The 13,462-nt window shown below is 43.9% G+C and carries 7 protein-coding genes; 4 read left to right on the plus strand and 3 right to left on the minus strand.

What is annotated here, in order from left to right:
- Positions 1–817 precede the first annotated feature (817 nt).
- The 4 genes from F6J99_RS31165 to F6J99_RS31180 all read left to right on the plus strand — a co-directional run bounded on the left by F6J99_RS31165 (position 818) and on the right by F6J99_RS31180 (position 7,029).
- Positions 818–2,323, plus strand: coding sequence for a zinc ribbon domain-containing protein (locus F6J99_RS31165; RefSeq protein ID WP_293118772.1), 1,506 nt, complete (start codon positions 818–820; stop codon positions 2,321–2,323).
- A 114-nt stretch (positions 2,324–2,437) separates the two neighbouring features.
- Complete coding sequence (locus F6J99_RS31170; protein ID WP_293118760.1) at positions 2,438–4,453, plus strand: WD40 repeat domain-containing serine/threonine-protein kinase; 2,016 nt, start codon at positions 2,438–2,440, stop codon at positions 4,451–4,453.
- 201 nt (positions 4,454–4,654) lie between these two features.
- Entirely contained in the window at positions 4,655–5,440 is a 786-nt protein-coding gene (pgeF, locus tag F6J99_RS31175) for a peptidoglycan editing factor PgeF (RefSeq protein ID WP_293118762.1), read from the plus strand.
- Positions 5,441–5,502: 62 nt separating this feature from the next.
- Positions 5,503–7,029 (plus strand): DEAD/DEAH box helicase family protein, encoded by a 1,527-nt coding sequence (locus tag F6J99_RS31180; RefSeq protein WP_293118764.1) that lies wholly within the window; start codon positions 5,503–5,505, stop codon positions 7,027–7,029.
- A gap of 380 nt (positions 7,030–7,409) precedes the next feature.
- Here the strand turns inward: F6J99_RS31180 and F6J99_RS31185 are convergent, their stop codons facing one another.
- From F6J99_RS31185 to F6J99_RS31195, 3 genes are all read right to left on the minus strand, one after another.
- Positions 7,410–8,420, minus strand: a complete 1,011-nt coding sequence (locus F6J99_RS31185) for a calcium-binding protein (protein WP_293118766.1) — start codon at positions 8,418–8,420, stop codon at positions 7,410–7,412.
- Positions 8,421–9,231: 811 nt separating this feature from the next.
- Entirely contained in the window at positions 9,232–11,103 is a 1,872-nt protein-coding gene (locus F6J99_RS31190) for a calcium-binding protein (RefSeq protein ID WP_293118768.1), read from the minus strand.
- An 811-nt stretch (positions 11,104–11,914) separates the two neighbouring features.
- Positions 11,915–13,063, minus strand: coding sequence for a calcium-binding protein (locus tag F6J99_RS31195; RefSeq protein ID WP_293118770.1), 1,149 nt, complete (start codon positions 13,061–13,063; stop codon positions 11,915–11,917).
- Positions 13,064–13,462 lie beyond the last annotated feature (399 nt).

Raw genomic sequence — 13,462 nt, forward strand, 5'->3', positions numbered from 1 at the left:
ATGGTAAGCATTCAGGTATCAGCCGTTAGCCGTACCCACTATGAATCCATGACTTCCGTGAGAAAGTATAGTTCCTAAAAGAGGTTGTTCGCGTAGCGTGGCCTTTTGGCCAAGGTTTAATCACCGCCTAACCTGTAACCTGTAACCTATAACCTGTAACCTATAACCTGTAACCTATAACCTGTAACCTATAACCTGTAACGGGTTAACCAGATTGCGATTGACCTACGGTCACGCTACGCGAACGCGTTTGCTGAAATTCTGCTAAAATTATTCATTGAAGGTAAAATAACCAGTACCCTTAATCCTAAGGATTGGTCAACAGCTCAAATCCTTAATCCCATCATTTAATCCGATTAGCCAAATTTCACCGGAAAGGGAAAAGGGCTGGCCGCTACTGTAGCCGATTAGCCAACCGCTAAGTCTAGCATCTATGGCTAGCATCTACCAAAAGCATCCTGATACCAGGGAATTTCTACCGTAAGTACTACCGTACCCCATTTAACTGTGACATGCTCCCTCTTAAGAGGAAAATCAAGAGGAAAACACTACCCTCGCGGGTAGCCTAGTCATGTATGCATTCACCCGTCAGCGGTTAGCCGTCAGTGGTCAGTGTTCAGTTGTTGGCCTTTGGTACCTCAAGTAGCTTGCCCATAAGCTGATCGCTGATACGCGACACGCTGATAGCTGAATACTTACCTAGTCTCGCAATTAAACCCTAATAAAACGGGATAAAATGGGATTTAATATCACAAAACAGACATGGAAATTTCGCTAGCGCTAGAGTATAATGGAAATGTAGGACTCAGCCCTAATGATGCCGAAAAAAGTAGGAGCAACAAAGAAGATATCGACTCAAATCGTCCCAGTAGTAGGGATGACTAAGTCTGTTGAGCTTGAGTTGCTGAAGGTAATGAAAAAGCTAGGCGTCGTAAGGGCTGAGTCTTACAACAAACTAGGTAGCATCAATCATTGGGGGATGGACTGGAAAAAGGCTATCCCAGAGGTTAAGAGTTTTAGGACTCCTGACACCTTGGGGTTGCCTGCTAAGCTAATGGATTGGACTATCAACGATGTAGCGAAAGCCATTACAGCCCAACAGGCGGCCTGCACTGATGCTGTAATAAAGAAAATTTACAAAAGGTTTCCTGGAAAAGAGAATCAAAAGACCAGAAAGGAACTTTGCCAACAGCTTAAGACTTTAGCTTTGCTGGATAATCCACTCCTTCACAGACTTATTAGAAAGGAGTTTCAGAGAGGACATTCTTGGGTTAAGAATCAAATAGTTTATCAGCAGGTAGGTTATACCTGTAGACAGCTTTCTCGTAATACTTATCAATTAGAGTTAGCTGGATTAAAGAGAGGAAAAAGGAATAAGATAATTGTCAGATCTAATCGTAAAATCAAAGGTCAGATTAGATTAATCTATGACAACTTGTCACAAAAATTTGAGATTCACTTTCTAGTAGACCATGGAACCGTAGAAATTCCTTCTTATCGCCGCAGTGTAGGAGTAGACAAAGGGTACACGGAGGCTTTCTATGACTCGGAAGGTCGGGCACACGGCAAGAGACTGGGAAAAGCAGCTACCAATAAATCCGATCGAATATGTGCAAAGAACAGGAATAGAGGTAAGCTTTGGGCATTTCACAGAAAGCTAGAAAAACTAGATCCAGCTAAGTCAGCTCGAATATTAAAAAATAATCTTAGTCGAAAGACAGAAAACAAGCGTTATAGGCAAAATCAATCAGAATTGAGAGCTATTATAGGAGCTGCATCTAAATCCCTTTTTAATGGGGAACCACTAAAAGTTTTTGCAGAAGATTTAACACAACCGATCAAAGGAAAACGCCAGTCCAAAGCCATGTCCCGCAAGCTTAATAGTTGGATGAAAGGAGAAATGCGGAACTCCTTGCAGAAATGGGCTAATTGGACCGGCTCGGTTATTACAGAAGTCCAGCCTAGTTACACGTCGCAAATTGACTCCGTGACCGGAACCCTATTGGGACAAAGAAGCGGGGACAGTTTTACCAGATTTGATGGGGTCGTGTTGCAGGCTGACCACAATGCTGCAAAGAACATCCTTGCTCGGGGTACGGACAAGGAAATAACTCGGTATATGAGTAAGACCGAGGTACAAGCAGTGTTGTTGCGTCGTACCGCGCGTTTCTTGAAAGGGATGGGACTGAGTCTGCTTGATGCAGTTGAGCTTGGCTGGCTTGATTGTAAGCATAGTAAAACTCGGGCTTTCAAGCAACTCCTGGTCGAGATACCAGGAACGTCTAGAAAGATGGGTGGTAGGCTTAACTCCAATTGCCGCTAACCACTCCTCACTCAGACCACAATAAACTGCACCTTGACCGTTTGATACCGATTTATCCGGTTTTATTACGGTTTAAGAGTATCTCATACCCAAATTCCCTGATGACCTGCCAGTATGATCTGCTGTCTTAATCCCGATTGCCAGAATCCCATTAATCCGGATGATAACCAGTTTTGCCAAAGCTGTGGTAACAAACTGGTTATCTTGAAAAACCGCTATCGTCCAATTCGACCCATCGGAGATGGGGGATTTTCCAAAACCTATTTGGCAGAAGATAGGGACAAATTGGATGAATACTGTGTGATTAAGCAGCTAGCCCCCCAAATTGAGGGAACGAAGGCACTCAAAAAGGCACGAGAATTATTTGAGCAAGAGGCAAAACAATTGCAAAGGCTGGGACAACATCCCCAAATCCCTACCTTGCTAGCTTACTTTGAGGAAGATCAGCGCTTATATTTGCTCCAAGAGTATATCGAGGGGAAAACCTTAGAGCAAGAGTTGGCAGAAGCAGGAGCATTCAGTGAAGACAAGATTAAGGATGTTTTATTTGAACTGCTAACTATTCTCAAGTTTGTCCATCAACAGAAGGTGATTCACCGAGATATTAAACCAGGTAATATCATTCGCCGTCCTGGTTCGGGTCAAGGATCTGAAAAAAAGAATCAGCTAGTACTAATCGATTTTGGGATAGCCAAGCAATTGAGGGCTACGGTCATGGCTAATATCACTGGCACCACTATCGGTTCCTTTGGCTATGTGCCTATGGAACAAATGGAGGGAGGTAAAGCCTATGCTGCTAGTGATTTATACAGTTTGGGCACGACGTGCTTTCATTTGCTGACCAATGTTCATCCTTGGGATTTGTGGAAGAAACAAGGCTATCGCTGGGTAAATACTTGGCGAAAGTATTTAAAGCAACCGGTGAGTGAACAATTGTGGTGGATAATGGATCGGCTGCTCCCAGAAAGCTATCAGCACCGTTATCAGTCTGTAGACCAAGTTTTGGAGGTGTTGGAGCTTCAGTCTGCGCCCCCCCCGGCTAATCCCTCTAAATCAACCTCTAAGTATCACGAGTCCTTTCTAAATTTTTTAACGTCATTCAGACCAAATAACCAGTTAAAAAAACAAGTGATGATGGGAGGATTTTATTTATTATCTCTAGGATTAATTACTCAAGGATATGGATATTTTAGGTATCAAACCTTTCCCTCTAATTTAAGTTTTTTGATTGCTGGTTTACCCAGCAGCACCTACCTCAAAACTACTCTCAATGGACACTCTAACTCAGTGCGTTCTATTGCTGTTAGTCCTGATAGTAACTATTTGGTAAGTGGTAGTAATGATCATACTGTAAAAATTTGGAATTTGCCGAAAGGTGAGTTAGTTAGAACCCTGAATGGCCATGATGGCAATGTTTATTCCGTCGCTATTACTCCTGATGGAGAAACTATTGTTAGTGGTGGCGATGACAACACTGTCAAGATTTGGAATTTGAAAACGGGTCAGCTCAAAAAGAACCTTACTGGTCATCAGGGCTTTATTAGTTCTGTTGCTATTAGTTCTGATGGAAAAACCTTAGTCAGTGGCAGTTATGACCACACCATCAAAGTTTGGGATTTACCGACGGGTAAGCTAAAACAAACCCTGACAGGGGAAACAAATTGGGTTAGTTCGGTGGTGATTAGCCCTGATGGCAAAACATTAGTTAGTGGCAATGGTGGCAATACGATCAGAATTTGGGATTTGGATACAGGTGATCTAAAAAAGACCCTGACTGGTCATAGAGATTCCGTTGTTTCTATAATCATTAGTCCTGATGGCAAAACCTTATTTAGTAGTAGTTTAGACCGTAATATTAAAATTTGGGATTTGACAACTGGGGAATTAAAAAATACCTTGACTGGACATATATACTATGTTCATTCTCTGGCGATTAGCCCCGATGGTAAAACCTTGGTTAGTGGTAGTGCTAATAATACCATTAAGGTTTGGAATTTAGAAACAGGGGAGTTAAAAAATACCCTCACTGGTCATACAAACTGGGTGAGTTCTCTGGCGATTAGTCCCGATGGAAAAACCTTAGTCAGTGGCAGTAGAGATGATAGTATTAAAGTTTGGAATTTGCCTTAATTTATGACAGTAAGCTGGTTTAATTGAAAGTTTTAGGTTATGAGAGCAAGGGAGCAGGGAGCAGGGAGCAGGGAGCAGGGGGAAAGGGTTTGATTTTTTGTATAACTGAAGAATATCTAATTTAAATCCACAACAGCTGAAAGGATAAACTGTAAAATTTAAACGGTAAACTGTAAAGTGTAAACCGTTAATAAAATTTAAATGCATACCTGGCACTGGGACACTTGGAATAATTTGCCCTATTTAACGAGTAGCCTATTGAACCAATGGAATCACGGCTTCTTCACCTCAGCATTTTCTCCCCGTTCTCCTGAAGAAATGGTCGATGTACTCCAGCCTGATGCCCAGGTGTATCGAGTGAAACAGGTCCACGGCAATACAGTACTGACTCCTGGGGAAATTGAAAGTACCCAAAACGGTGAGCCAGACTCCAATAAACCACCGGCTGATGGTATTATAAGTGAGGAAGCTAAGCAAGCTGTGTGGGTTTGTACGGCAGATTGTACGCCCTTACTGATTGGGGATATGGAAACTGGACAGGTAGCAGCAGTTCATGCGGGTTGGCGGGGTACTGCTCAACGGATTGTTCCTAATGCGATCGCACGATTGCTAGACAATGGTAGCCGTAAAGAAAATCTACGCATTGCTCTCGGTCCAGCAATTGCAGGGGAATGCTATCAGGTATCAGAAACCGTGGCGGCTGAAGTGGGAGCTAGTATTGTATCTACTGATCAAGGGGATAGCACCGAATCAATTCTGGGGGTGTTGCAGCAGCTAGACGACTCCCCGATATTAGATGACCCCAAACCCGGACGAGTACGCTTGGATGTGCGGCGAGTCAATGTCTTACAGTTGGAACAATTGGGCATTGATTCAGAACAAATTGCGATCGCACCCCACTGCACTTACTCGGAACCGGAGCGTTTCTTTTCCTATCGCCGTAATCAACTTAAGAAAGTTCAGTGGTCTGGTATTATTAGCTATTGAAGCTAGGCCAAAGCCTGGCAACGGAACCGGTACGACAATAGCAAAGAAACGTCCTTGAATCCATGCCACGCACCCCTAGATTAACGTTTGACCGGGGAACTCTGATTTTGCATCCACCACCGAGGGGCAACGCTTGGGTGGAATATGCCACTTGGGATGATCGGGTAGAGAAGTTTCGGATTAGAGGAATTCACTATCGTCCTCTGGTAGAAACCTTACTCAGAGAAAAGGTTGATTTTATTGATGATGCTAGGGAATTTGTGCCTCTGCCACTAGTATCTAGTTTTGAGATGGAACCTTATCCCCATCAACGGGAAGCTCTGTTGGCATGGAAGCGAGCCGGTCGTCAAGGGGTAGTGGTGCTACCAACGGGAGCAGGTAAGACTTATCTGGCTCAGTTGGCAATGCAAGACACTCCTCGTAGTACCATAGTTGTGGTACCAACCCTAGATTTAATGCACCAGTGGTATGCTCAACTGGAAGCAGCCTTTCCAGATGTGGAGGTGGGAGTGTTGGGGGGTGGTTCTCGCGATCGCACGCCTATCCTGATCGCCACCTATGATAGTGCCACTATTCATGCGGAAACGTTAGGGAATCGGTACGCTTTGGTGATTTTTGATGAGTGTCATCACTTACCTACGGATTTTTATAAGGTGATTGCGGAATATGCGATCGCACCCTATCGGTTAGGACTGACAGCAACCCCAGACCGCTCCGATGGCCGTCATTGGGACCTTAATGGTTTGATAGGACCAGAGGTTTATCGGAAAAGCCCTGATCAATTGGCGGGTTTGGCCCTAGCTGACCATAAGGTAATTCAGATTAAGGTCAAGCTCTCCCAAAAAGAACGCGATCGCTATAATTCTTGCATGGCGTTGCGCAATGATTTTTTGAGGACCTCCAACATTCATCTCGGCAGTATTAAAGGTTGGCAGCAGTTTGTGATGGCAAGTGCGCGATCGCAAAGCGGACGCCGTGCCATGTTAGCTCACCGGGAAGCCAAAGAAATTGCTTTGGGTACTGATGGAAAATTAAGGATTTTGCTAGATTTACTGGCTCAGCATTACCCAGAGAAGATGTTAATTTTTACCAATGGTAATGCTACACTTTATCGCATTTCTCAAGAGTTATTAATTCCCGCGATTACTCATCAAACTCCAGTCAAAGAGCGTCATGATATTTTGAAGCGATTTCGGGAGGGAGAGTATCGCTGTTTAGCCGCATCCCATGTATTGAATGAGGGAGTCGATGTACCCGATGCGCGAGTAGCGATTATCCTATCAGGGACCGGTTCATCTCGGGAATATATCCAGCGCTTGGGTCGGGTATTGCGTAAAGGTAAAGATGGGGAGAAGGTAGCGTTATTGTATGAAGTAGTAGCCGAGGATACCTCTGAAGAACGGACCTCTTGGCGTCGCCATGGTGGTGGTAGCAAGAATGAACCGCGAAGGCGCAAACAGCCCGAACGGGCGAAGACGGGTAAGCAGTTGGAACTCTTGCCAGAGAAGGGCTATCAAGTGAAGCCTAGGAGTAGCCCCAGGGCGGCTGAGTCTAAGGGGAAGTGGGGAGATGAGGATGATGAGTTTTAAGTGGGATGATCTGGTAATAATAATGGAGTATTGCCCCTATTCCTAAATCTAGGGGGTTACGGGGACAATAGTGACATACTCCCACACTGAATCGAAGATTACAGTGTGGGCTTCTTACCAACTCCAGCCATTGCTTCGGATACTCGGTAAGCTTTATTAACGACACGGGATGCCCCTCCGTGCCGGAACAATACAATAAGTTCTCTTTTTTAGGAACGTAGGTGTCTGACAAACCAGCATTTTCGGCTTTGTTTATCAGTACATATATTATAGCAATTTTATAATACCCTGTGCAAAATTCATCCCACACCTATGCTACGCATTAGGTGTGGGGCTTCTTTTGCCGGACAGCTAACTAAATTTACTAAGTTCTATTGAACCTAAAACATTACATGAGCAGAGTTGTTAATATCAAAATCAGTCGAGCCTTGGAAGACAGCAATTAAGTCCCCGTTGTACAATAGATTGTTGCCAGACAGCGTGTAAATCGCATTATCGATATCAGCCTCCGAACCACCGAGCTGAACTTTATCACCTTCTGCCCCATTAAAGTCAGTAATTTTGGCGTACCCCGAATTATAATCACCAAAGTAGCCAATCTCCGTGCCAAAAGCATTCTTACCTAATACGAAGGTATCCGCCCCCGTGCCACCAGTTAAAATGTCCAGTTCCCCTTGACTACTAGCTTTATAACCCTGGAGAGTGTCATTGCCAGAGTCACCAAATAGGGAGTCGTTGCCAGAATAACCAAATAGGGAGTCGTTGCCTAAGTCACCAATCAGCAAGTCGTTGCCAGGGTCACCAATTAGCAAGTCCTTGCCAAGGCCACCAAATAGGGAGTCGTTGCCAAAACCACCGCTAAGGATGTCATTACCACCATTCCCATACAAGTCATCATTGCCAGAATTCCCCGAGAGCACGTTGTTGTTATCTTTACCAACGATGGTGTTGTCGAGAGTGTTACCGTAGCCGTAGTGAGCACTTTCAGTCAAGATCAACTTTTCCACGTTGGGGTTGATTTCTAGGGTGTAGTCGATGGAGGAGATGATTGTATCAATACCCTCATTGGGGTTTTCAGTGACTACATCTCCCGGGCTGTTAACCACATAGGTGTCATCGCCCGTGCCACCATACATTGAGTCGTTGCCAGAACCACCATCAAAGTAGTCGTTACCAGCGCCACCATACATTGAATCGTCACCAAGATCATCAAAAAGGTAGTCATTACCAGAGCCACCATCTAAGAAGTCGTTGCCTGTACCACCATAAAGGGTGTCGTTGCCAGCCTCACCCTTTATGGTGTCGTCACCATCAAAACCAAAGATACTGTTGTCACTAGAGTCACCACAAAGGTTGTTGTTGTTGTTGTCGCCGTTACCGGGATTTGCCATGTCATTTATTTCCTATCGATTGCAATTGTTTGAAAAGTTGTGAATTGTTCTGTTCGGAAAGATTCCCCCTATTTGTCTGAGTTACATCAAGAAAAATTTTTCAAGAAATACTCATTCTTAATAGTGGAACTTAAGATACCGAGTTTATGGGTAAGTCAAGGGTAATCTTGATCAACAATCCTGATTTTGACCGTTACATATTTCCAAAAAATCACAAAAATGCCTCTGTTAGTAGCGTAAAAAACCTGATTACTCAACGCTACTAAATCGTGATTTTATTGATAATATGTTGATTGATTAACAGGTCAGTTCATCTAACAATCAAGTCGATCAAGTCAATTCGTTAGACCCTATCGATCCCTTGATTAGTGGAGCACCATGAACTGATATATCCAAGACAGATAGTTTTAATCTGGATCTAAGTAATTAGCGCTTCAATTAAGTATTGCTATTGATGGCTTAATTAGATCCAATTGGATTATATATCTTACTCGGATAAAAATTATAACGTTTACAAAAAACTCACTAAATCTTTAACTATATAAAGCTTTGATAAAGATGATATGAAATTAGATATAACAGTTCTCAATTCGGTCCAAAGGTGCCCAGACAGGTAAGCAGTTTGAGTTCCAGGGGTGATCAGCTTAACAATAGGAGTAGCCCCAAAGGAGCGGAGTCCAAGGGGCGGTTCAAAGAAGGATGATCAGTTTTGAGTGGGATGATTAGGTAATAATAATGGAGTATTGCCCCGATTCCCAAATCAAGGGATTAGCGGGGCAATACTAACTAAACTTACTAAGTCCTATTCAAGCTAAAATATTGTATCAAGCTTAAGATTAAAGCTGGTGTCATCTTGGAAGACACCAATTAAGTCTCCCTTGTAATATAGAGCTGTGTCCTTTGCTGATGTACCACTAAAATTGAAACTCTTATTGACAGTGTAATCACTAATACCACCACCGAGGCGAACTTTATCACCTTCTTTCCAATCAAAGTCAGTGATGGTGGCGTATCCCGAGCCAAAATCACCAATGTAGCCAATCTCGGTGATATAACCATTCTTACCTAAGACGAAGGTATCCTTACCTGTGCCACCAGTTAGAATGTCCCGTTCCTTTTGACTACTACGTTGATAACCCTGGAGAGAGTCATTCCCAGAGCCGCCGGTCAGGGTGTCGTTGCCAGAGCCACCAATTAGAGTGTCGTTACCAGAGTAACCAGAGAGGTAGTCGTTACCAGAGGAACCAGAGAGGTAGTCGTTGCCAGAGCCACCATAAAGGGTGTCCTTGCCAGAGCCACCATAAAGGGTGTCCTTGCCAGAGCTACCATAAAGGGTGTCGTTGCCTAAGCCACCAGAAAGGTAGTCGTTGCCAGCGCCACCAGAGAGGTAGTCGTTGCCTAGATCACCATAAAGGGAGTCATTACCACCATTCCCATACAAGTAGTCATTGCCAGATTTCCCCCAGAGGTAGTTGTTGGAATTGTTACCACTGATGCTGTTGTTGAGGCTGTTACCGTAGCCGGAGTAAGCACTACCAGTCAGAGTCAAGTTTTCCAGGTTGGCTCCTAGGGTGTAGCTGATGGAGGAGTAGACTGTATCAATACCCTCATTGACGTATTCGGTGACCACATCCTTGGTGCTGTCAACCACATAGCGGTCATTGCCCGTGCCACCATACATCCGGTCACTGCCTGTACCACCATTCAGGTAGTCATTGCCAGAGCCACCATAGAGGTAGTCGTTGCCTAAGCCACCATAAAGGTAGTCGTTGCCAGAGCCACCAGAGAGGGTGTCATTACCAGCATTCCCATACAAGGAGTCATTACCTGAAGACCCCCAAAGGTAGTTGTTGTAACTGTTACCACGGATGATGTTGTTGAGGCTGTTACCGTAGCCGTAGTAAGCATTACCAGTCAGGGTCAAGTTTTCCAGGTTTAATCCTAGGGTGTAGCTGATGGAGGAGTATACTGTATCAATACCCTGATTGAAGTATTCGGTGACCACATCCCCGGTGCTGTTAACTACATAGCGGTCATTACCCGTCCCACCATACATCCAGTCACTGCCTGTACCACCATCTAGGTAGTCATTGCCAGAGATACCATAGATATAGTCGTTGCCAGAGCCACCATAGAGGTAGTCGTTGCCTACATCACCGCTAAGAGTGTCATTACCACCATACCCATACAAGTAGTCATTCCCAGAATACCCCCGGAGGAGGTTGTTGGAATTGTTACCACTGATCCTGTTGTTGAGGCTGTTACCGTAGCCGGAGTAAGCACTACCAGTCAGGGTCAAGTTTTCCAGGTTGGCTCCTAGGGTGTAGTTGATGGAGGATTCGACTGTATCAATACCCTGATTGACGTATTCGGTGACCACATCCTTGGTGCTGTTAACCACATAGCGGTCATTGCCCCTGCCACCATACATCCGGTCACTGCCTGTACCACCATCAAGGGTGTCATTGCCAAAGCCACCAGAGAGGTAGTCGTTGCCGCCCTTACCCTCGAGACGGTCATTACCACTATCACCGTATAGGGTGTCGTTTTTCTTGGCACCAATCAGGGTATCGTTGCCACCATTACCGGACATTGTCCAAGACTTCCATTTCTTGAATATGAACCCACGTTCTTTGTGTGCTTTTTTGTAGTTATTTGAGTTGTTACCATAGTAACTTCCCATGTCATTTGCTCCTTATCGATTGCAATTGTTTGAAAATTTGTGGATTGTTCGATTCGGAAAGATTCACCCTATTTGTCGGAGTTATATCCTGAAAAGTTTTTCAAGAAATACTCATTATTAATAGTGGAACTTAAGATACCCAGTTTATGGGTAAGTCAAGGGTAATCTTGATCAACAATCCTGATGTTGACCGTTACATATTTCCAAAAAATCACAAAAATGCCTCTGTTAGTAGCGTTAAAAACCTGATTACTAAACGCTACTAAATCGTGATTTTATTGATAATATGTTGATTGATTAACAGGTCAGTTCATCTAACAATCAAGTCGATCAAGTCAATTCGTTAGACCCTATCGACCCCTTGATTTATGGAGCACCATGAACTGATATATCGAAGACAGATAGTCTTAACCTGGATTTAAGTAATTAGGAGTTAAATCAACTCTTGCTATTGATGGCTTACTTAGATCCAATTTGATTGTAGATCTAACTCAGATAAAAATTATAACTTTTACAAAAAAATGACTAAACCTTTAACTAGATAAAACTTTTATAAATATGATATAAAATTATGCATAACAGTTCTTAATTCGGTCCAAGGGGGCTCAGAAAGGTAAGCAGTTGGATTTCCAGGGGTGATCAGGTTAACAATAGGAGTAGCCCCAAAGGAGCGGAGTCCAAGGGGCGGTTCAAAGAAGGATGATCAGTTTTGAGTGGGATTATTAAGTAATAATAATGGAGTATTGCCCCCATTCCCAAATCTAGGGATTAGGGAGGCAATACTAACGAAACTTACTAAGTCCTATTCAACCTAAAATATTGCATCAGAGTTAATATTAAAACTGGTGTCATCTTGGAAGACGGCAATTAAGTCCCCCTTGTAATATAGGGTTGTATCCAGTGCTGAGCTACCACTAACATTAATAAGGTTAAACACAATGTAATCACTGATACTACCACCGAGGCGAACTTTATCACCTTCTGTCTGATTAAAGTCAGTGATTGTCGCGTATCCCGAGTTAGCATCACCAATGTAGCCAATTTCGGTGCCAAAAGCATTCTTACCTAAGACGAAAGTATCCGTACCTGTGCCACCAGTTAAAGTGTCCTGTTGGCCGGAACTACTACCTTGATAACCCTGGAGAGAGTCATTACCAGAGCCACCGGTCAGGGTGTCGTTGCCTGTACCACCATAAAGAGTGTCATTACCAGAGTTACCAAATAGGAAGTCGTTGCCAGAGTCACCATAAAGGTAATCGTTGCCAAAGCCACCATAAAGGGTGTCGTTGCCAGAGCCACCACGAAGGGTGTCGTTGCCAGAGTAACCAGAGAGGTAGTCGTTGCCAGAGCCACCAGAGAGGTAGTCGTTGCCTACATCACCATAAAGAGAATCATTACCACCATTCCCATACAAGGAGTCATTGCCAGATTTACCCCAGAGGTAGTTGTTGGAATTGTTACCACTGATGATGTTGTTGAGGCTATTACCGTAGCCCGAGTAAGCACTACCAGTCAGGGTCAAGTGTTCCAGGTTAGCTCCTAGGGTGTAGCTGATGGAGGAAGAAACCGTATCAATACCCTGATTGAAGTATTCGGTGACCACATCCCCGGTGCTGTCAACTACATAGCGGTCATTGCCGGTGCCACCATACATCGAGTCACTGCCTGTACCACCATTTAGGTAGTCGTTGCCAAAGTAACCATAAAGACGGTCGTTACCAGAACCACCATAAAGGGAATCGTTGCCAGAGCCACCACTGAGGTAATCATTACCGCTGTTACCGGAAAGACGGTCGTTACCATCATCACCATATATGCTGTCGTTTTTCGGGCCACCAATCAGGGTATCGTTGCCACCATTACCGGACATTGTCCAAGACTTCCATCTCTTGAATGGCCAAAAACCTTCTTTGCGTGCCTGGAAGTAGTTGTTTGAGTCGTTACCGGTATAAGTTCCCATGTCATTTGCTCCTTATTGATTGCTATTGTTTGACAATTTGTGGATTGTTCTATTCGGAAAGATTCACCCTATTTGTCTGAGTTGTATCCAGAAAAGTTATTCAAGAAATACTCATTTTTAATAGGAGCGGTTTTGCTCAGAGCATGGTGTTTTTACTTGCTCTATATACTCATCACTAGTAATTCGGATTTTTATGCAAAACTTTCCGGAAAATTTTAACTATATATAATTCATTAACCGCGAACCCCCAAACAGTCTCAAGGAGTAGAGACGGGTAAGCAGTTGGAGTTATTGCCAGGGGTGATCAGGTCAACCATAGAAGTAGCCCCAGGGCGGCTGAGTCCCAGGGGCTGTGGTCAGAGGAAGATGATCAGTTTTGAGTGGAATGATCAGGTAATA

It is taken from the genome of Moorena sp. SIO4G3, assembly GCF_010692305.1.
GTDB classification, from domain to species: Bacteria; Cyanobacteriota; Cyanobacteriia; order Cyanobacteriales; family Coleofasciculaceae; genus Moorena; species Moorena producens_A.